Genomic DNA, 20,453 nt, shown 5'->3' on the forward strand with positions numbered 1-20,453 from the left:
TCTTCGCTCGGCGCATTCCTGGTGTCGCAGGGCCTTGCAAGTCCGCAAGAACCGGCGCGTTGGCATTCGCTTGCGGGCGGGGTGTCGTCCGATATCTGGCGCGTCGAGCTCCCTGGTCGATCGCTCTGCATCAAGCGCGCGCTTGCCAAGCTCAAGGTTTCAGCAGACTGGCACGCCCCGGTGTCGCGCAACGCGTACGAATGGGCATGGTTGCAGTTCGCGGCATGCCACGCGCCCGACAGCGTGCCGCGTCCGCTCGCCCATGATCCCGAGGCAGGCCTCTTCGCCATGTCCTTTCTCGCACCTGAAGAACATCCGGTCTGGAAAGAACAACTGATGGCCGGCGATGTCTCGACGAGCACGGCGCGTGCTGTCGGGCATGTTCTCGGCGAGCTGCATGCGGCAAGTGCGGGAAAGGCCGAGCTCGCAGCCGCGTTCGACACCACGGACAACTTCCGGGCGCTGCGTCTCGAGCCCTACTTCGTCGCGACGGCGCACCGGCATCCGACGCTCTCCGCTCGGCTGATGGAGCTGGCGGAGCGCACGGCCGGGCTGCACATCGCGCTTGTGCACGGCGACGTCAGTCCGAAGAACATCCTGGTCGGCCCTCGCGGGCCCGTGCTGCTCGACGCGGAGTGCGCCTGGTACGGAGACCCCGCCTTCGACCTCGCTTTCTGCCTGAACCACCTCATGCTGAAGTGCCTCGTCCGTCCGGACCGTTGCGCGGCCCTGCTTGCGGCCTTCACGGCGCTGACCGGTGCCTACTTCGAGCAGGCCAGCTGGGAGCCGCGCGGGGATCTGGAAGAACGTGCCGCTCGCTTGCTGCCCGCCCTGCTGCTGGCCCGCATCGACGGCAAGTCGCCGGTCGAGTACGTGAGCGATGAAGCCCGGCGGGAAGTGGTGCGTGAGTTCGCCCGCCCGCTGGTGCTTCGTCCCGTGAACCGACTCTCGCTTATCGCAAGAGAGTGGACCTTTGCATTGCTTCGCTGATCTCCATCGGCGAGCGAGGCGCGCCGGAGCTATCGTTGCGCCGGCGCGTTGCGTGCTTGCTGCGGTGCTTCGCCGCGCAGCACTCTCACGACTTCCTCGGCCGCGCGCCTGCGCAGCTCGACCAGCGATGCGTCCGACGAGAAGGCGACATGCGGCGTGAGCATCGCGCCGGGGTGGGTGCGGAGCTGAGCAGGAACATCGGGTTCGGACTCGAGAACGTCCAGTGCGGCGGCGGAGAGCTGACCGCTGCCGAGTGCTTCGATCACGGCGTCCGTATCGACGACGGCGCCGCGGCTGACATTGATCAGCAGGCCACCGGGAGGCATCTGCGCGATCCGCTCGCGGTTGATCAGATGCCGTGTCGTTTCCGTCAGCGGCGCGTGCACGATCACGATGTCGCTGCGTGAGAGCAGGGTGCCGAGATCCACGCTCTGAACGCCCTCGCCGCCGTCGGCAAGGTGGGGATCGTGTGCCAACACCCTGCAGCCGAAGGCGCCGAGCTTGCGCGCGGTCGCGCGGCCTATGCGCCCGAAACCGACGATCCCGCACGTGAGCGCGGCAAGGCGGCGCAGCCTGGCCGTCGCGGGATCCCAGCGACCGGCGCGCACTTCGCGGTCGAAGCGAACCAGACCGCGCGTCCACGCGAGCGCGAAGCCGACCGCATGGTCGGACACTTCCTCCACGCAATAGTCCGGCACGTTGGTGACCCAGATGCCCCGCGCGGTCGCGGCATCGACCGCGATGTTGTCGAGCCCTACGCCAAGCCTGGCAACGATCTTGAGATCCGGCGCAGCGGCGATGGCGCCAGCCGATACAGGAGCCCAGCAAGTGAGGATGGCCGAAGGCCGATGCTCGCGCGCCAGCACTTCAATGCCATCCGCAGGCAACGGCGTCGCCGGACCGCTCACGAGGCCCATGCCAGCGGCTTCGACAATGTTCCGCTCGATGCTGTCGTCGGGCCAGGCGTAGTCTGTGAGCAGGACGGTGTGATTCATGGTCTGGATGGATCGGACGGTGGAATGCCTAGCCGGCGAGCTGACGTGCCTGGCCGCGCTTGGCGTTTGCCGCGTCCACCGGCCGGGTGCTGCCGCGCACAACGAGCGTGGGGGGTGAGACGGAGCTGTAAGGCGCCGCGCTTGCAGGCTTCTGCTTCAGCTGATGGATGAACCAGAGCCCGCACGCGGTGGCCAACTCGGAGACAGGAAGGCTCATGGTCGTGAGACCAGGTCCCCACCATCTGAAGCCCAACTCGTCTCCGAACCCGACGACGGACAACTGTTCGGGCACGCGTACGCCGCTTGCCAGCAGTTCCTCCAGCACGCCCTGCGTGTTCTGGACCGAACCCAGGACCACCGCCGTAGGCGGGCTGCGCAGTGCGAGCAGGCGCCGTATCGCATCACGGCCGAAGTCCGTCGATGACGGCACTCCGAGTTCCTCGCGCGCATGCGTGGCCGCCTTGCTGCCGGCGAGAGCGTTTTGAAAGCCTTGCAGCCGCGCGGCTCCGGTGGGCAGGTCCGTGGTGCCGCCGATATAGGCGATGCGCTGATGGCCGAGTTCGACCAGGTGACGGGTCGCCTGGAAGAGCGCCTGCGTGTCGTCGATGCCGAACCAGTGCTCGCCCAGCGAGGCATGCCTGCGCAGCAACTGGATGCGCGGCGTCATCTTGAGAAGGCGCACCGACTCCGGATGCGGCCGGGCCGTGGGCACGATGATGATGCCGGCCACGTTGACGCTGGTGAGTTCGCGGATATGGCGCAGCTCGACCAGGCGGTCGTCGTCAGTCTCGGACAGCGTGAGTTGCAGGTCCGCGCTCTCCAGGCATTTCGACAGCGCATGCGCGATGGTCGAGTAGAAGCTGTTGCGTATATCCGGAACGACCAGGCCCACCAGGTTGCTGGAGACGCCGCGCATCATGCGTGCTGCACGGTTGGCGACATAGCCCAACTCGTTCGCGATCTCGAGCACCTTCTGCTTCATGGCGGAGCTGATGCGCGGGTCGTCGGCCAAGGCCCGCCCGACGGTGGACGCGGAAACCTCGAGGCGGGCGGCAATGTCTTTGATCGTGACCATCGAATGAGATGAATGCAGGAATGCACTAACGATAGCACAGCGTAGGCAGCTTGCCAAGCCGCGCCACCCCTGCCAAACGTCGCGCGCTCTCGCCAGAGAGTCGTCGCACCTCTGACGAAAACGCACATCGAAGTCGTTGACTTTCTCGAAGCAGTCTTCATAGAATTTATGCTAACGATAGCACAAACCGGATCGGACTGATCCACCGGCCGGCCAATCCGCCCGGATCACAACGAAAACAGGAGACAACAACGTGAAGCGCAACCCTTGTGTACGTCATGCAGACAAATTGAAGAGCTCATTGCTTGGCATGCTCGCCCTCGGCTCGAGCGGCGTTGCATGCGCCCAGTCGTCCGTCACGATCTTCGGCGTCGTCGATGCGTCGATCAGCCACTACGCCAGCAAGTCGGAGGACCGGAACTTCGCAACGCCGGCGTCGCCACTCTACGTCAACCAAGGGTCGCGCTCCGTCAGCCGAACCGCGCTGGCGAACTCGGCATACAACAACAGCCGCCTGGGCTTCCGAGGAACGGAGGATCTTGGCGGCGGGCTCGCAGCCGGCTTCTGGCTCGAAAGCCCTATCACCAACGACGACGGCGCGACCGGCCTCGCGAACTTCAGCCGGCGTTCCACCGTGAGCCTCATGGGCGGATTCGGCGAAATTCGCTTGGGGCGCGACTTCACGCCAACCTTCTGGAACGACACGGTGTACGACCCTTTTGCCGCGGTCGGCGTCGGCGCCAACCTGATCTCTTCAGCCAGCCTTTTCAATTCCACCGGTGGCGCCGGCGGTTTTGGCGGCAATGCCAACTACATACGTGCCAGCAACTCGATCGGCTACTTCCTGCCCCCCGCGCTGGGCGGGTTCTATGGCCAGTTCATGTATGCGCTGCACGAGAACAACACCTTCGAGCCAGGCACCGCGACGCCGCCGGGCGTGAACCCTCTCACCGGCCAGGTGAACGCCGGCCCTGTCGCCAACACCCGCGCCGGCCGCTATGTGGGAGGCCGCATCGGCTATGCCAACGGCCCCTTGGACATTGCACTCGCCTATGGCAGCAGCACTGCGGGGGACGACTATTTCGCGGGCACCACCGACTATGTGAAGACGGCCAATCTGGGCGCGTCGTACGACTTCGGCATCGTCAAGCTTTTCGGCGAACTGTCTCGCGTCAGCAGAACGCGCGACCATGCAGTCGCGCCCTTGGTCCCTTTGCCCGATACCGACCTCAAGGGCTATTTGATCGGAGCCACCGTCCCCGTGGGTCCGGGCCTCATTCGCGCCGCCTATTCGCGCGTCAGGTACGACATGAATTCGGCGCCCACAGCCTTAGCGCCGGTGCCCAATCCGGAAGCCAGCAAGTTCAGCCTCAGCTATGTGCACAACCTGTCCAAGCGCACAGCGCTGTATGCAACTGTCGCTCGCGTCAGCAACAAGAACGGCGCTGCACTGACGGTGGGCGGGCCGGCGTTCATCAGCACGAGCGTGTTTGCGCCGCGAACTTCAAGTGGGTACGACCTCGGCATCCGCCACGCGTTCTAGCGCACCTTGCTTCGAACCCGTTTGGTCGGTGTTGGTTGCTGCGCTGCCCGCGGCGCGACGATGAAGTCGACGAAGCCTTGCGCCGCGTGGGAGAGTGAAACGCCCGCGCGTTGCACGAGCGAGACCTCGCGGTCGATCAAGGGGTTTTCTACACGGCGCCAGCCGATGCGCGCAGGGTCCGTCAGCTTCACCGCATAGCCAGGGAGGATCGCGACGCCGAGCCCGGCGTCAACCATCCCGATGAGCGAGCCTGCATAGTTGGCCTCCCTTGCGGGCTTCAGCATCAGCCCGGCAGCCGCAAAGCCCGCTTCGGTGAGGTCGCGGAACACGCTGCCGCGGCTCAATGCGAGCACCGGCTCCTGCGCGACATCCGCCCAGGTCAGTTGCTGCAAGCGGCTGAACGCATGCCCCGCCGGGAATGCGGCTGCCATGGCTTCCGAGAAGAGAAGCGTGCGCTGGATGTCGGCTTCATCCGAGGCGAAGGTGCCGATACCGACGTCGGCCGCACCGCTGCGCACCAGCGGCAACACCTGATTGGGCAGCGTGTCCTGCAGTACGACTTCGATGCCCGGGTACTGCGCGCCGAAGGCGGCGAGGATCGGCGGTAGATAGGTGCTGGACAGAATCAGCGGCGCCGCCACCACCACGCGCCCGCGCTCCCTCGCCACGAGCTTGTCCACGCCCGCGAGCGCCGACTCGAGCTCGGCCAGCACCCGTTCCGCGCGCGGGAAGAAGTCGCTGCCCGCCGCCGTCAGGGCCACGGCTCGCGTAGTGCGGTCGAACAGCCGGCTGTCGATGGCTCCTTCGAGTTCGCGCACAAGCAGGCTGAGTGCCGATTGCGTGAGGTGCATGGCCTGCGCGGCACGGGTGAAGTTGCCAAGCCGCGCGACCAGCACGAAAGCTCGGAGCTGGCGGAGAGTCACATTCATGAGCGGAGCCAATCATTCGATTGGAAAGTCTCGATTGAATCATAGCCACGCGCGTCTTCTAATCACTGCCATGCAAGCCGATGGAGAGACCCGGTCTGCCCCTCAACAGAAAGACAGAGACATGAAACGCCGTGAACTCCTCGCCGCCGTGCCAGCGCTTGCTGCCACCGCCTTGCCGTCATGGACCGCAGCGCAACCTGTTTATCCGAGCGCGCCCGTCAAGGTGCTGGTGGGTTTCCCGCCCGGCACAGCAACTGACGTGGCGGTGCGTGCCGTCGTGGAGCAGATGTCCAGGCGCCTGGGCCAGCCCTTCGTCGTGGACAACAAGCCCGGCGCCGGCAGCAACATCGCCGCCAAGGCCGTGGCCACGGCGCAGCCCGATGGCTACACCGTCTTCGCGATCACGATCGCCAACATCATCAACGCCGCGTTCCCGGGCGCCAATGCGGTCGATCCACTGAAAGACTTCAAGCCGATCACGCTGATCGGGAACGTTCCCAATGTCCTGGTGGTTCATCCCTCGCTGAAGGTCGCGACCGTGGCCGAACTCATCGCACTCGCGAAGGCCAAGCCGGCCTCTCTGGCCTATGCATCATCCGGCGTCGGCACCTCGCCTCACCTGTCTGGCGAACTGTTCGCACTGATGGCCGACGTCAAGATGGTCCACGTTCCGTACCGGGGCAGCACGCCCGCGGTGACCGACTTGCTCGGCGGCCAGGTGCAGCTCATGTTCTCGCCGGCTTCGACCGTGCTGCCGCACGTGCGCGCGAACAAGCTGGTGGCGCTGGCCGTCACCAGCCCTCGCAGGACCTCGATCGCGCCGGATCTGCACACGCTCGACGAGCTGGGGCTGAAGGGCTTCGACACCTCGGTGTGGATGGGGCTGGTGGCCCCGGCCCAGACGCCATCCAGCGTCATCGGCAAGCTGCGCACCACGGCCCACGCGGCGCTCGATTCGAGCGAGATCCAGGCGATCTACAAGGCGCAGGCGATCGACGTTCTCAAGACCAGCGACGAAGCGCTGTCCCGCTTCCTGCAGAGCGAGGGCGCGCGGTGGTCGAAGTTCATTCAGCAGACGGGCATCAAACCCGAGTGAGAGAAGCATTTTCTTCAGAAAGGAATATCGAAATGTCCAAGCTGCGCGCTACCGAGTGCCGCGAGTTCATCGCGGCGGTCACCGAGAAGGCTGCCGAGATGGGGGTGCCCATCTCCGTTGCCATCGTCGGGCCCGAAGGCCATCTGATCGCGCTCGAGCGCATGGACGACGCGGGCTTCATCACCCCGGACACGGCCCGCGCGAAGGCATTCACCGTCGCCGCTTTCCGCTCGATGAGCCCGCGTTTCAGCGACGGCCTGGTCATTCAACAATGGTTCAAGGAGCGCAACCCGCAGATGCTGGCCAACGCATCGGTCTTCACCAACGGCCAAGTGGTTGCCTCCGGTGGCTGTGCGCCCGTGTTCAAGGGCAACGAGATGGTCGGCGCCTACGGCATCAGCGGTGCGACGGGCGACCAGGACGAGGAGATCGGCCAGCACGCCCGCGCGAAGGTGGGTTGGGCACACATGCCGGTCGACGACACCACGCCCGAAAGCGTGAAGAAGCACGTGAACGAGATCTACAGCAAGGTGGGCCTGAAGGACCGCGCCCTCTGAGCACCGTGGCCGGCGGCTGAGCCTGCCCGGTATCCCCATCCGAGAATTTTCAATCTGCCCGCCGCGCGCGGGCAACGGAGAACCCATGCCTTCCCAACCCGCCGTGCTGGCTGAAGCAGCCGACGCCCTATGGAACGCCGGCAGGACCGGCAACTACATCCAGCCGTTGAGAGTCTCCTACCCGGAGTTGGATGCGGCCGATGCATACGCCATCCAGCGGATGAACACCGAGCGCAGACTGGCCGAAGGCCGTCGCGTGGTCGGATGCAAGATCGGCCTGACGGCGCGCGCCGTCCAGGCGCAGCTCGGCGTCGATCAGCCCGATTTCGGCGTGCTCTTCGATGACATGAGCTTCGGGGACGCTGAGCCGATTCCCATGCAGAAGCTCCAGCAGCCGAAGGTCGAGGCAGAGATTGCTTTCGTGCTCGGCCGAGACCTCGACATGGGCAACCCCGGGCACGCGGACGTCATCAAGGCGGTGGACCACGTCCTTCCGGCGATCGAAATCGTGGGTAGCCGCATCGCGGGCTGGGACATCCGGTTCGTCGACACGGTCGCGGACAACGCATCGTCTGGCGCCTTCGTCCTGGGCGGAAGCCCGCGGCTTCTCAGGGAGCTGGACCTCAGGTTGTGCGGCATGGTCATGAACCGCCGCGGCGAGCCGGTGTCGGTCGGCGCGGGTGCGGCATGCCTGGGCAACCCGATCAATGCGGTGGTCTGGCTGGCCCGCACCATGGCCGCGCTCGGCCAGCCGCTGCGCGCCGGCGACCTGGTGCTCTCGGGCGCACTCGGCCCGATGGTGCCGGTCGCGCCGGGCGACGTGTTCGAAACCCACATCAACGGCCTCGGAGGCGTCAAGGCCGTATTCGAAGCCGCTGCCGCCGCGAAGGAATGCAAATGAGCCAGACACCCGAATTCGCGCAACTGCTGGACGATGCGGCCCGTCACGCCAAAGCGGTGCCGCAGATCGACCCGAAGGGCGAGCTCTCGCTGGCCGAGGCCTACGCGATCCAATCTGCCTCCGTTCAGCGACGCGTTGCGCGCGGCGAGCGCCGCGTCGGCGTGAAGATGGGCTTCACCAGCCGCGCCAAGATGGTTCAGATGGGCATCGACGACGTCATCTGGGGGCGCCTGTCGAGCGGCATGCAGGTGGAGGAGGGCACGCCGGTGAAGTTTGCGCGCTTCGTGCATCCGCGCGTCGAGCCGGAACTGGCCTTCGTGCTGAAGAAAGCGCTGGCCGGCGACGTCACCGCGGCCGAGGCGCTCGCCGCGGTCGAAGCCGTGGCGCCGGCGCTCGAGATCATCGACTCGCGCTACCAGGACTTCAAGTTCAGCCTGCCCGACGTGATCGCGGACAACGCCTCGTCGAGCGGCTTCGTGATCGGTGCCTGGAGCGACCCGCACCAGGATTTCAGCAATCTGGGCCTGACGATGAGCATCGACGGGCGCGTGGTGCAGGTCGGTTCCACCGCCGCCATCCTGGGCCATCCGCTGCGCTCCTTGGTCGCCGCGGCGCGCCTCTCGGCGGCGGCCGGCGAGCCGCTGCAGGCCGGCTGGGTGGTGATGGCTGGCGGCGCCACGCCCGCCGAGTGGATCAAGCCGGGCCAGTACATCTCGATCGAGATGGAGCGCCTCGGAACCGCCGGCTTCCACGTCGAGGAGTGAACCGTGCCCATTGCCTTGATCAAGATCATTGAGGGGCGCAGCCCCGAGAAGAAGCGCCGGCTGATAGAGAGCGTTTCGCAGGCCATGGCGGACAGCCTCGAGATGCCGCTCGACGCAGTGCGGGTCCTTCTCCACGAATACCCGTCAGGCCATTGGGGACGCGGGGGCCGCCTGGTGTCCGACATCCAGGCGAAAACGCCCTCCGAATCACCCAGTGCACAGGTGGCCGACGCGACGGCCAAGCTGCTGGCGAACTGAAAGAAGCAACATGACGAACAAACTGAAGGTCGCAATCATCGGCCCGGGCAATATCGGCACTGACCTGATGATCAAGGTCATGCGCAACAGCAAACACCTCGAGATGGGTGCGATGGTCGGGGTCGACCCGAAGTCCGATGGGCTGGCCCGCGCCGAGCGCTTCGGCATCGCCACTACCGCAGAGGGCATCGAAGGGTTGGTGCAGCTCGGCGTGTTCCGCGACATCGACATCGTGTTCGATGCCACCTCGGCCGGTGCCCACAAGCGCCACAACGAGGTGCTGCAGGCCCATGGCGTGCAGGTCATCGACCTGACACCCGCTGCCATCGGCCCCTACGTGATCCCCGCGATCAACCTCGATGCCGAGAACGCCAGCAACATGAACATGGTGACCTGCGGTGGGCAGGCGACCATCCCCATGGTGGCCGCCGTGTCGCGCGTTGCCAAGGTGCACTATGCCGAGATCGTCGCATCGATCTCGAGCAAGAGCGCCGGCCCCGGCACGCGCGCCAACATCGACGAGTTCACCGAAACCACCCGGGCCGCGATCGAGAAGCTCGGCGGCGCAGAGCGCGGCAAGGCGATCATCGTGCTGAACCCGGCGGAGCCGCCGTTGATCATGCGCGACACGGTGCTCGTACTGTCCGAAGCGGCCGACCAGGCGGCGGTGGAAGCCAGCATCGCGCAGATGGTGGCGAGTGTGCAGACCTACGTGCCTGGTTACCGCCTGAAGCAGCGCGTGCAGTTCGACGTGATCCCCGCCGACCGGCCGCTCAACCTGCCCAAGCTCGGCTTGCGCCATGGGCTCAAGACCTCGGTGTACCTCGAGGTCGAAGGCGCCGCGCACTACCTGCCGGCCTACGCCGGCAACCTCGACATCATGACCTCGGCCGCGCTCGCGTGCGCGGACCTGATGGCGCAACGGCGCATCGCCAGCGGCATCGCTCGCGGCCTGAAGGAGCTTGCATGACCGCGGGCAAGAAGCTCTACATCAGCGACGTCACCCTGCGTGACGGCAGCCATGCCGTTCGCCACCAGTACAGCATCGCGGACGTCAAGGCGATATCCGCGGCACTGGACGCTGCCGGCGTCGACAGTATCGAGGTCGCGCATGGCGACGGGCTGGAAGGCTCCAGTTTCAACTACGGCTTCGGTGCGCATACCGATGTCGAATGGATCGCGGCAGTGGCCGAAACGGTCAAGACCGCAAAGGTCGCAACCTTGCTGTTGCCCGGCATCGGCACCACGCACGACCTGCGCAACGCCTACGATGCAGGCGCGCGCATCGTGCGCGTCGCAACGCACTGCACCGAGGCCGACGTGTCTCGCCAGCATCTGGAATATGCGCGCGAGCTCGGCATGGATGCGGTGGGTTTCCTGATGATGAGCCACATGACCACGCCGAAGAAGCTGGCCGAGCAGGCGCTGCTGATGGAAAGCTATGGCGCAAGCTGCGTCTACGTGGTCGACTCCGGCGGCGCGCTCGGCATGGACGACGTGCGGGACCGGTTCCGAGCGTTCAAGGAGGTGCTGAGAGCCGATACGCAGACCGGCATCCACGCGCACCACAACCTGGGCCTTGGCGTGGCGAACTCGATCGTGGCCGTGGAAGAGGACTGCGATCGCATCGACGCCAGCCTGGCCGGCATGGGCGCCGGTGCCGGCAACGCGCCGCTCGAGGTGTTCATCGCGGCGGCCGAGCGCCAGGGCTGGCGTCACGGCACCGAGCTCTACAAGCTGATGGACGCGGCCGACGACCTGGTGCGCCCGCTGCAGGACCGTCCGGTGCGCGTCGATCGCGAGACGCTGGCGCTGGGCTATGCGGGCGTCTATTCGAGCTTCCTGCGCCATGCCGAAGCGGCCGCGAAGAAGTATGACCTGAAGACCGTGGACATTCTCGTCGAGCTGGGCGCACGCAAGATGGTGGGCGGCCAGGAAGACATGATCGTCGACGTGGCGCTCGATCTGCTTCGCAGGTCCGAGCACGACCGTGTGCAGTCCGGACTCGCGATGAGCTAGGCAGCGAGGTGCCAGCTGAGGCGATGAGTGCGCCCAGCTCGGCACTCCACTGCGGTGCGCTCCTACATGCATTGCCGAGGGGCGCGGTGTACGTTGTCATTCCAACCGAAGGAGGCACGTCATGGCCACTCAGCAGACACCGTCCCGTCCACGGTCCACTGACAAATCGAAGGTTCTTCCCGAGAGCCCGGCAACCATTGTCCCTGCGGAAGCCGATAGTGACAGCGAGTATGCCGACGCGACCGAATCCACGGGCGGCAGCGCCGCCGACCAGGCAGACGCGGTCAAGCCGGTCGGGGATCAGAACGCCCCAGGTTCCGTCAAGCGCAAGGAGGCCTCGATGGAGCCGGGCCACCGTGGCTTGGTTGTCGGAGGCTTTAGACGCACGTCCGTCTGATCGGCGTGAGTGCACGTTCGCCTCTGGGTCGCAGGGCGGAAGTCCTTGATGTCAAGGATTGCCATCCGCCTCGGTGCGGCGTATCTTGGCTGCCGAGAAGGAGCGATCCATGCCTTCACCAACAAGCTTCGTACGAAGAGACAAGCGCGGCACGCCCCCGATGCGCTCGAGCTCATCGAGCTACGCCGGAGCAATGACGCCGCCATCGGATGCCGAGTTGTGCGAGCGCGCCGTGCTGGCGATTTGGCGCAGTTTGGACGAGCACGATCTCGTGGACGAGCGGGTACGAGCCGACCTGGCAGGTGTCCTTGAGCCGTTGGTCGCTCTTGCCCTGGGAGATCGTCCGCAACGGTTGATCAGCACGCTCAGGTTGCCAAACCCGATCGATGCGTCCCACCTGTATTGGCTCACTCGCAGGCTCCTGACTTTCGTCCCCGAACTGCAAGCCATGGCCGCCAAGCCGGGAGGCGATGGACCTCCGCCCCTCGCCTGACGCGATGTCGTTCGAGGCGTCATCGCCCGAAGCATCGGCGCCTGCGCGGTGAGATCGGGTTGGCGTGCGCCGTGACAGCGGTCACGAGGGCGTTCAGAATAGCGTTCGCCACTACCCAAGGAGGAGCTGGCCCTACCACCGGCGCTGCGGGACATGCTGCGGCTCACATGCCGCGACGCCTATCGGAGTCGCTCGTGACGAAACGTAAAGACGACGAAACGCTGTCGCGCCCGGCGCGTCAGCCTTTCGAGCGGCAGGTCGAAGCCTCGCTGCGCGAGCACGCCGACCTGCTGAATCTCACGCACGACGCCATGTTCGTGCGCGACATGGAAGCAGCGATCAAGTACTGGAACCGCGGCGCCGAGGAGATGTATGGATGGACGGCTGAAGAGGCGCTCGGCAAGTCCGCGCCCGAGCTGCTGAAGACCATCTCCACCGTGCCGCTCGAGCAGATCGAATCGCAGGTGCTGAGCACCGGACGCTGGGAAGGCGAGCTGGTGCATCACAGGCGAAACGGAACGCCGGTGGTCGTGGCGAGCCGCCTGGCATTGCAGCGAGACGAGCAGGGCGAGCCGGTGGCGATCCTCGCGACCAATACCGACATCACGCAGCACAAGCGGGCCGAGGAGGCCCGGCAGGATCTCGAGGAGCAATGGAGAGCGGCCTTCGAAGCCAATCCCACGATGTACTTCATCATCGATGCGGCCGGCGCGATCCTGTCGGTGAATCCCGTCGGCGCAGAGCAGTTGGGTTGGCGCGTGAGCCAGCTGATCGGCCAGCCGGTGCTGAACGTGTTCTACGAAGCCGATCGGGCGTTCGTCCAGGGAAACGCCGAGCAGGCTTTCCGGCAGCCGGGGCGCGTGATGCGCTGGAAGGCGCGCAAGGTCCGCAAGGACGGCACGATGCTGTGGGTCCGGGAGTCGGCGAACGCGGTCGTGCTGAGGGGCGGGCCGGTGCTGCTTGTGGCGTGCGAGGACATTACCGAGCGCAAGCACGCCGAGGAGGCGTTGCGCGAGAGCGAGGAGCGCTTTCGCACGCTTGTGAAATTCTCTTTCGACGTGTACTGGGAGAGCGACGCCCAGCATCGCTTCACCCGGCAGGAGTATTCCGCCCAGTTCGACCGCGCGCCGGCGCCGGGCTCGGAGATCGGCAAGACGCGGTGGGAAGTGCCCTATCTGGGGCCGGACGAGGAGGCTTGGCGCCAGCACCGCTCAGCGCTCGATGCCCATGTCCCGTTCCGCGACTTCGAGCTCACCCGGGCTACGTCCGACGGCGGCATACGCCATGTGTCGGTATCCGGGCTGCCGATGTTCGACGAGGCGGGGCGCTTCACGGGCTACCGGGGCGTCGGGCGGGACATCACCGAGCGCAAGCGCGCTGAAGATGCGTTGCGCCGGAGCGAGAAGGAGCTTCGGGAGGTGCTCGAGACGATGCCGGCGATTGCCTTCGTCACCAACGCCGATGGCTCCGGTGTGCTCGTCAACCGGCGCGGGAGCGAATACACCGGCTTCTCGCTCACCGGGGCGAACTGGCTGGCTGCAATTCATCCCGAAGATCTGCCCGGCTACGTGCGAGCGCGGGCGCATCACATGGCGACCGGCGAGCCTTTCGAGCAGGAAGCGCGTGTTCGTCGCGCGGACGGCGAATACCGCTGGTTCCTGAGCCGCGCCGTGCCGATGCGCGGCGAAGGTGGAAGGATTCTGAAGTGGTATGGAATCCTTACCGACATCGAAGACCGGAAGCGCGCGGAAGAGGAACGCCGCGCGCATCTGTGGTTCCTGGAAAGCATGAACCGCGTCAACCGCGCCATGCAGGGAACCAACGACCTCGAGAAGATGATGAGCGATGTGCTCGATGCAGTCCTCGACATCTTTGCTTGCGACCGGGCATGGCTCACCTATCCGTGCGATCCGGAAGCTGGCTGCTGGCGCGCGGTCATGGAACAGACGCGGCCTGAGTTTCCCGGCGCGTTCAGCCTGGGCGCCGAGGTGCCCCTCGATGCGGATGTCGCCACGGTGTTCCGGACAGCGCGCGCTGCGAGCGGAGCCGTGTCATTCGGTCCTGGCTGCGAGCTCCAGGTGCCGGCGCAGCTCGCGGAGAGTTTCAGCATCAGATCCGTGCTCGCCATGGCGCTGTACCCCAAGGCCGATCAACCTTACCTCTTCGGGCTGCACCAGTGCTCGCGCCCGCGCGCCTGGACGGCGCAGGAAACGCGGCTGTTCGAGGAGATCGGACATCGGCTTGCCGACGCGCTCACCAGTCTTCTCATCTTCCGCAGCCTGCGCGAAAGCGAGCGCAAGCTCGAAGAGGCGCAGCGCATGGCGCATCTCGGTCATTGGGAAGCCGACCTGGACAGCGGTCGCGTGACCGCCTCGGAAGAAGCCTTCCGCATCCACGGCCTTAAGCGGCCCGAGTCCGGGCAATTGGAAGGCCGGTTGCTGGACCTCGTCCATCCGGACGACCGGGAACGGGTGAAGCAGGCCAATGAGGCCGGCGTGCAGGGCGGTCCGCGCTTCGACATGGAATACCGGGTGGTGCGTCCGGACGGCGAGGTGCGCGTGGTCCACAACAGCGCCGACGTGGCGCGCGATCCCTCCGGCCGGCCTCGGCGCTTCTTCGGCATCGTGCAGGACATGACGGAGCTCAGGCATGCGGAAGAGGAGCTGCGCGAAAGCGAAAGCCGATACCGGCACATTTTCCAGGGCGCGAGCGTTTCGATCTGGGAAGAGGACTTGTCCGCGGTCGAGGCGGCCATCGACGGACTCAAGGCGCAGGGCGTGCGCGACTTGCGCCGGCACCTGGCCACGCATCCCGAGTTCGTCCGGCAGGCCCTCGCCCTGGTGAAGGTGCTCGACGTCAATGACGCAACCATCGAGCTGTTCGGGGCGCGGAGCAAGGAGGAGCTCATGGTGTCGCTCCCCAAGCTCGTCCTGCCGGAGACCGAGCAGGTGTTCGCAGAAGAGCTGTGCGCCCTGGCAGAGGGCCGGACTTCCTTTACGGCCGAGACGGTGCGCGGAACGCTGAAGGGAGACAAGTTGTCCGTCCTCCTCACGATCGCGTTTCCGCCTCAGCCGGCCAAGTTCGGCAGCACGCTCGTGAGCATCATGGACATCACCGAGCGCAAGCGGGCCGAGTACTTGACGCGGCAGATGTTCGAGAGTGCCTCCGATGGCGTGGCCGTGATCGGCCGGGATTACCGCTATCAAAGGGTCAATGCGGTCTACGAGCGCAACTGGAGGATGCCGGCCGAGAAGATCGTCGGCATGCATGTCGCCGATCTCCTCGGGACCGACGTCTTCGAGCGCACCGTGAAGCCGAGTCTCGACCGCTGTCTCGCCGGAGAGCAGTTCACCGTCGCAGAATGGTTCACGACCGAATTGGGGCGCTTCTACCTGTCGGTGTCCTACTCGCCGCTGCGGCTCGATTCGGAGCGCCTGGAGGCAGCGCTTGTGATCACGCGCGATCTCACTGACCACGTCCTCGCGTCGGAAGCCCTGCGCGAGGCGCAGGCGGCGCTTGCGCGAGTGAACCGCGTGACCACGCTCGGCGTGCTGGCGGCCTCGATCGCGCACGAGGTCAACCAGCCGCTCGGAGCCATGGTCGCAAGCGCGGGGTCCTGCGCGCGCTGGCTCGCAGCCCAGCCGCCCGAGCTCGAAAAGGCCCAGCGTTCGCTCGGACGCATTGCCAGGGACGGCAAGCGCGCGAGCGAAGTCATCGACCGCATCCGCGCCCTGGTCATGCGCCAGCCGCCGCGCCGGGACCGCGTCGACGTCAACCAGACCATCCTCGACGTGATTGCGCTCACGCGCGACCAGATGCGCCGCAACGACATTGCGCTCGAGAAGACGCTTGCCGACGGCCTGCCGCCCGTATGGGGCGACAGGGTGCAGCTCCAGCAGGTGATCCTCAATCTGATCGTCAACGCCATCGAGGCCATGAGCGCGCCCGGCAATCGCCCGCGACAGCTGGTCATCGGCGCGAGCGAAGCGGAGCGCGGCGTGTGCATCGAGGTGCGCGACTCGGGCCCCGGCATCGCGCCCGAGATCGCGGACAAGCTCTTCGAGCCCTTCCATACCTCCAAGGCGCAGGGCATCGGCATGGGGCTTTCGATCAGCCGGTCGATCGTCGAGGCCCATGGCGGACAGCTCCGGACCGCGCCGAACCTGCCCCACGGCGCCGTGTTCCGGTTTTCGCTGCCGACCGGGGAACGGGAGCCGTAATGGCAACCGAGCGGCCCGTCGTCTTCGTGGTCGACGACGACCTGGCCATGCGCGAGGCGCTTCAGGACCTCCTCGCCTCCGTCGGCATGGACGTGCGCCTTTTCGCCTCGACGCAGGACTTCCTGCAGGCGCAGCGCCCGGACGCGCCCGGCTGCCTGGTGCTCGACGTGCGGCTGCCCGGCGCAAGCGGATTGAGCTTCCAGGAAGAACTCCCGCGAGCGGGCGTCGATCTGCCGGTGATCTTCATCACCGGGCACGGCGACATTCCGATGACGGTGCGCGCCATGAAGGCCGGCGCAGTCGAGTTCCTGAGCAAGCCCTTCCGCGACCAGGAGCTTCTCGATGCGATCGATGCTGCGGTCGAGCGGCACCGCGCGCAGCGCCGCGAGACGGCGCTCGTCGCGGAGCTCCGGCAACGTTTCGCCGCGCTCACCCAGCGCGAGCGCGAAGTCATGGCGCTGGTGAGCACCGGGCGCGTGAACAAGCAGATCGCGGCCGAGCTGGGCATCAGCGAGGCCACCGTCAAGGTCCACCGCGGGCAGATCATGCGCAAGATGCAGGCGAAATCCCTGGCGCAGCTCGTGCGCATCGCGGACACGCTCGGCCTCTCCAACCCGAGGCCTTAGGCGCCTAAACCAAAGTCGTAGCGCACGTGACGCACGTGCAATGGTCTTGCGCGCGCAATCGGCCTAGTCTTGCGTCAACGTTCAAGAAGACCTGCAAGGAGATCCAAGTGCGCAACAACCCGACCGTAGCGATCGTGGACGACGATGAATCGGTTCGAGACACCACGAAGGACCTGCTCGACTCTGCCGGCCTGTCCGCCGCCACCTTCGACTCGGCCGAGAGCTTCCTGCAATCGAAGGGCACGTGCGCCATCCAATGCCTCATCGCCGACATGCGCATGCCGGGGATGACCGGGCTCGAGCTGCACGGCCGCCTGGCCGCCGCCGGCACCCCGATTCCTACGGTCCTCATCACCGCCTACCCCGACGAACGGGAGCGCGCGCGCGCCTTGAAGACGGGCGTGATCTGCTTTCTCGCAAAGCCCTTCAGTGCGGAAGACCTCCTCGCCTGCATCCAGACCGCCCTGCGCGGACGCGATCCTGCGTGAGGCGCACGACCATGCTTCCCGGAGCTGCTTCATCGAAATGAACCACGAGGACACCGCCATGCACGCCGCGCGCCATTCATCCGCTGCACAGTCCGCCTTCGAGCTGCGCTTTCCCTCGCTCAGCGGCACGGGCCGCGCCCTGTCATTTCCCTGCGATGCCAGCGGCTCGGTGCAAATGGACAGCTTGAGCGAGCGCGCGCTGAACAACTACCTTCTTGCGCGCGCACTGACGGGCCGCGACTACGGGTGGCCCAGCGTGCAGGCCTCGTGCCAAGTGCAAAGCTGAAGCGAAGGAGCAAAGCCATGAGCGATCGATCTGCCGAAATCCCGGACGGCGAGGTGCCGTTCCAGGATCCGACTCCCCACGCGTCGCTCGGCGGCGAAGGAGTCGCAGCGAAGGCCGACAGCGCAGTGAAGGTCATCATCGGCGTAGCCTCGCCCGCGCTTCTGTGCGGCCTCGAATCGCTGGTGAGCGGCACCGCGGGCCTTGCTTTCGGGCGCTCGGCGCCGACACTGGACCGTTTGCTCGTCTGCTGCATGGAGGCCGAGGACTGCATCGCTCTGGTGGATCCGACCCTCGGTCCGCAGGGGCTGCGCGCATTCATGCAATTGCTCCGCATGATGGCTGCCAGGGTGCGCGTCGTGCTCATCAGCGACATGCATTCGCCGCACATGGTGCGGGAGGCAATCCGGTGGGGCGCCAGCGGATTCGTCGAGAAGACGGCCCAGCCCGCCGAGATCCGCGCCGCGCTGGTCGCGGCCGCTCGCTCGCAACGCTACCTTTCGCCGCGGATGGCGGCGGACCTGGCCGATTCCTTCGTGCTGCAGGACCTGACCCCACGCGAGATGGATGTGCTCGCCCTCCTCACGCGCGGCGACTGCAACAAGCTCATTAGCTCATTGCACCCGAATTGGCGGTGACCGGAGCTTTCACGATATTCCGCCCGCCGCACGGCCGGAAGACCCACATGCAATCGCTGCAAGACCTCCTCTATGAAAAGAGGGCGGGGATCGCCTACGTCACGATCAACCGCCCGCAGGCGATGAACGCGCTGAGCCACACGGCGCTCGACGAGCTGAGATCGGTGATGGAGGACGCGCGAGGGGACCCCGTCGTCCATGGCGTGATCGTGACCGGCGCGGGCGACAAGGCCTTCGTCACCGGGGCCGACATCACCGCGGGCGCGTCGATTTCCGCCATCGACGCGCACGCGTTCACGCGCAGCGGCCGGCTTGCGTTCGATCTGATCGAGCAGCTCGGCAAGCCGGTCATCGCCGCTGTGAATGGCTGCGCGTCGGGCGAAGGATGCGAACTGGCGATGGCTTGCACCTTGCGTCTTGCAACGGCGCATGCGAGATTCGGCAGCCCGGAAGCGAAGCCCGGTTTCGTTCGCGGCTTCGGCGGGACGCAGCGCCTTCTGCGTCTCGTCGGCAAGGGCCGGGCGCTGCAGCTCATTCTCACGGCGGACACGATCGACGCGACAGAAGCGCACCGGAACGGCCTCGTCAACGAGATTGTCGATGCAGACCAGCTCATCCCCCGTGCGGAAACGATCCTCAGCCGAATGGGGGCTCATCGAACTGGAACAGGGGAAGCAGCGTCTGCGAGCGCCAGCCGAAGCTGATCACCGTGCGCGAGATGATCCATCGCGCGACCAGCGAGATGGGTTTCGCAGGCGGATCTGCCACCGGTCGCAGAGAATCTTCATCCTTCTACGACTCTGTTCCCGGCAAACAATGAAGACGCTTCAACTTGCAACAGGCACTCCGCTGCCCGTGCTCGGCCTGGGCACCTGGCGCCTGGGCGAAGACCGCGCGCTGCGCCGCACCGAGATCGCCGCCGTGCGCGCGGCCATCGAGATGGGCTACCGCCTCATCGACACCGCCGAGATGTACGGCGAGGGCGGCGCCGAAGAAGTGGTCGGGCAGGCGATCGCAGAGGCGCTGCGCGCCGGCGACGTGACGCGCGGCGAGCTCTTCGTCGTCAGCAAGGTCTATCCACACAACGCGAGCCGCAAGGGCACGCCGGCCGCTTGCGCGCGCAGCCTGGCGCGGCTGGGGCTGGAGCAGATCGACCTCTATCTGCTGCACTGGCGCGGCGAATACACGCTTGCCGAAACCTGCGAGGCGATGCGCGCGCTGGTCGACGGCGGGCGCATCCGGCATTGGGGCGTCAGCAACTTCGACACCGGCGACATGGACGAACTGGCCGCCGTGTGCGGCGAGCCGCTGGACTGCACGGCGAACCAGGTCTATTACTCGGTGCGCGAGCGCGGGCCCGAGTTCAGCCTGCTGCCCTGGCAGCGTGCCCGCGGCATGCCGCTGATGGCCTACAGCCCGATCGACCAGGGCGCGCTGGCGGGCGATGCGGCATTGAAGAAGACGGCGCAGCGGCTCGGCGTCACGGCGGCGCAGCTTGCGCTGGCCTGGGTCATTGCACAGCCCGGCGTCGTCGCCATTCCGAAGGCGGTGCGCGAGGCGCATCTGCGTGACAACCTCGCTGCTGCCGAACTGCAGCTCGGCGACGAAGATCTCGCCGAGATCGATAGACTCCATCCCCCGCCGCGGCGCAAGAAGCCGCTTTCGATGATTTGATCCCGACGACCCAGTACGCAACTACCGAAACCCCGATGACTCCTTCCGTACGCCCCGTCACGCAGAACGACCACGCCGCCTGGCGGCCGCTTTGGGACGGCTACAACGCCTTCTACGGCCGCCATGGCGCGACTGCGCTGGCCGAGCACGTGACGCAGACGACCTGGCAGCGCTTCCTCGATCCGGAGGAGCCGATGTTCGCGCTGGTCGCGGAAGACGAGGGGCAGCTCGTCGGGCTGGCCCATTGCGTCATCCATCGCAGCATGACCCGTGTCGAGCCGGTGTGCTATCTCTCCGACCTGTTCACGCTCGAATCCCGGCGCGGGCGCGGCATCGGCCGCCTGCTGATCGAGGCGGTCTACGAGCAGGCGAAATCGGCCGGCGCCTCGCGGGTCTACTGGCAGACGCACGAATCGAACGCCGCGGGCAGGCTGCTCTACGACAAGGTCGCGAAGCACCTTGGATTCATCGTCTACGTGAGGGAGTTTTGATCACCATGCCCACGGA

At 66.2% G+C, this 20,453-nt stretch carries 22 protein-coding genes; 19 read left to right on the forward strand and 3 right to left on the reverse strand.

From position 1 onward, the window contains the following. The first annotated feature begins 21 nt into the window (after positions 1–21). The gene (locus BLS74_RS02800; protein WP_244503732.1) at positions 22–990 is read left to right on the forward strand and encodes a phosphotransferase family protein; all 969 of its coding nucleotides are present in this window, start codon (positions 22–24) and stop codon (positions 988–990) included. 29 nt (positions 991–1,019) lie between these two features. Here BLS74_RS02800 and BLS74_RS02805 read toward each other — a convergent pair whose 3' ends face one another. Together BLS74_RS02805 and BLS74_RS02810 are read right to left on the reverse strand one after the other, a co-directional pair. After that, positions 1,020–1,985 carry a C-terminal binding protein gene (locus BLS74_RS02805; protein ID WP_093102797.1) on the reverse strand — a complete coding sequence of 322 codons (966 nt, stop codon included), beginning with the start codon at positions 1,983–1,985 and terminating at the stop codon, positions 1,020–1,022. A 28-nt stretch (positions 1,986–2,013) separates the two neighbouring features. Next, the gene (locus BLS74_RS02810; protein ID WP_093102798.1) at positions 2,014–3,060 is read right to left on the reverse strand and encodes a LacI family DNA-binding transcriptional regulator; all 1,047 of its coding nucleotides are present in this window, start codon (positions 3,058–3,060) and stop codon (positions 2,014–2,016) included. Positions 3,061–3,349: 289 nt separating this feature from the next. Between BLS74_RS02810 and BLS74_RS02815 the strand changes: the two genes are divergently transcribed. Further along, positions 3,350–4,603, forward strand: coding sequence for a porin (locus BLS74_RS02815; RefSeq protein ID WP_093102800.1), 1,254 nt, complete (start codon positions 3,350–3,352; stop codon positions 4,601–4,603). Here BLS74_RS02815 and BLS74_RS02820 read toward each other — a convergent pair. Further along, positions 4,600–5,532: a LysR family transcriptional regulator gene (locus tag BLS74_RS02820; RefSeq protein ID WP_093102801.1), complete on the reverse strand. Its 933-nt coding sequence runs from the start codon at positions 5,530–5,532 to the stop codon at positions 4,600–4,602. The genes BLS74_RS02815 and BLS74_RS02820 overlap by 4 nt on opposite strands. Before the next feature lie 121 nt (positions 5,533–5,653). On the opposite strand from BLS74_RS02820, the gene BLS74_RS02825 reads away from it, so the two are divergent. The 17 genes from BLS74_RS02825 (at position 5,654) to BLS74_RS02905 (ending at position 20,437) form a co-directional block, all read left to right on the forward strand. Continuing rightward, positions 5,654–6,628 carry a tripartite tricarboxylate transporter substrate binding protein gene (locus BLS74_RS02825; protein WP_093102803.1) on the forward strand — a complete coding sequence of 325 codons (975 nt, stop codon included), beginning with the start codon at positions 5,654–5,656 and terminating at the stop codon, positions 6,626–6,628. Positions 6,629–6,660: 32 nt separating this feature from the next. Continuing rightward, complete coding sequence (locus BLS74_RS02830) at positions 6,661–7,185, forward strand: GlcG/HbpS family heme-binding protein (RefSeq protein ID WP_093102805.1); 525 nt, start codon at positions 6,661–6,663, stop codon at positions 7,183–7,185. Between the two features lie 85 nt (positions 7,186–7,270). Beyond that, complete coding sequence (gene mhpD, locus BLS74_RS02835; protein ID WP_093102806.1) at positions 7,271–8,086, forward strand: 2-keto-4-pentenoate hydratase; 816 nt, start codon at positions 7,271–7,273, stop codon at positions 8,084–8,086. Continuing rightward, entirely contained in the window at positions 8,083–8,850 is a 768-nt protein-coding gene (locus tag BLS74_RS02840; RefSeq protein ID WP_093102808.1) for a 2-keto-4-pentenoate hydratase, read from the forward strand. The genes mhpD and BLS74_RS02840 overlap by 4 nt, the downstream gene beginning before the upstream one ends. 3 nt (positions 8,851–8,853) lie before the next feature. Further along, a complete protein-coding gene (locus BLS74_RS02845; protein ID WP_093102809.1) occupies positions 8,854–9,108 on the forward strand; it encodes a 4-oxalocrotonate tautomerase family protein in 255 nt (84 codons plus the stop codon). A gap of 10 nt (positions 9,109–9,118) precedes the next feature. Next, positions 9,119–10,078 (forward strand): acetaldehyde dehydrogenase (acetylating), encoded by a 960-nt coding sequence (locus tag BLS74_RS02850; protein WP_093102811.1) that lies wholly within the window; start codon positions 9,119–9,121, stop codon positions 10,076–10,078. Next, the gene (gene dmpG, locus BLS74_RS02855; protein WP_093102812.1) at positions 10,075–11,127 is read left to right on the forward strand and encodes a 4-hydroxy-2-oxovalerate aldolase; all 1,053 of its coding nucleotides are present in this window, start codon (positions 10,075–10,077) and stop codon (positions 11,125–11,127) included. Before BLS74_RS02850 ends, dmpG begins: the two co-directional genes overlap by 4 nt. 121 nt (positions 11,128–11,248) lie before the next feature. Then, positions 11,249–11,524, forward strand: a complete 276-nt coding sequence (locus BLS74_RS02860) for a hypothetical protein (RefSeq protein ID WP_093102814.1) — start codon at positions 11,249–11,251, stop codon at positions 11,522–11,524. Positions 11,525–11,633: 109 nt separating this feature from the next. Further along, positions 11,634–12,017 carry a hypothetical protein gene (locus BLS74_RS02865; RefSeq protein WP_139191615.1) on the forward strand — a complete coding sequence of 128 codons (384 nt, stop codon included), beginning with the start codon at positions 11,634–11,636 and terminating at the stop codon, positions 12,015–12,017. Positions 12,018–12,088: 71 nt separating this feature from the next. Next, positions 12,089–16,237: a PAS domain S-box protein gene (locus BLS74_RS02870; protein WP_139191616.1), complete on the forward strand. Its 4,149-nt coding sequence runs from the start codon at positions 12,089–12,091 to the stop codon at positions 16,235–16,237. Then, on the forward strand, positions 16,237–16,863 hold the full coding sequence (locus tag BLS74_RS02875) for a response regulator transcription factor (protein ID WP_093102818.1): 627 nt from the start codon (positions 16,237–16,239) through the stop codon (positions 16,861–16,863). The genes BLS74_RS02870 and BLS74_RS02875 overlap by 1 nt, the downstream gene beginning before the upstream one ends. A gap of 107 nt (positions 16,864–16,970) precedes the next feature. Beyond that, a complete protein-coding gene (locus tag BLS74_RS02880; RefSeq protein ID WP_093102820.1) occupies positions 16,971–17,351 on the forward strand; it encodes a response regulator transcription factor in 381 nt (126 codons plus the stop codon). A 58-nt stretch (positions 17,352–17,409) separates the two neighbouring features. Further along, positions 17,410–17,637: a hypothetical protein gene (locus BLS74_RS02885; RefSeq protein ID WP_093103245.1), complete on the forward strand. Its 228-nt coding sequence runs from the start codon at positions 17,410–17,412 to the stop codon at positions 17,635–17,637. A 17-nt stretch (positions 17,638–17,654) separates the two neighbouring features. Next, entirely contained in the window at positions 17,655–18,272 is a 618-nt protein-coding gene (locus BLS74_RS02890; RefSeq protein ID WP_093102821.1) for a transcriptional regulator, read from the forward strand. Between the two features lie 47 nt (positions 18,273–18,319). Beyond that, positions 18,320–18,976, forward strand: coding sequence for an enoyl-CoA hydratase-related protein (locus tag BLS74_RS02895; RefSeq protein WP_093102823.1), 657 nt, complete (start codon positions 18,320–18,322; stop codon positions 18,974–18,976). 112 nt (positions 18,977–19,088) lie between these two features. After that, positions 19,089–19,946, forward strand: coding sequence for an aldo/keto reductase (locus tag BLS74_RS02900; RefSeq protein ID WP_093102825.1), 858 nt, complete (start codon positions 19,089–19,091; stop codon positions 19,944–19,946). Positions 19,947–19,981: 35 nt separating this feature from the next. Next, on the forward strand, positions 19,982–20,437 hold the full coding sequence (locus BLS74_RS02905; RefSeq protein ID WP_093102827.1) for a GNAT family N-acetyltransferase: 456 nt from the start codon (positions 19,982–19,984) through the stop codon (positions 20,435–20,437). Positions 20,438–20,453: the final 16 nt, after the last annotated feature.

This window comes from Variovorax sp. CF079 (genome assembly GCF_900101545.1).
In the GTDB taxonomy this organism is placed as follows: Bacteria; Pseudomonadota; Gammaproteobacteria; order Burkholderiales; family Burkholderiaceae_C; genus Variovorax.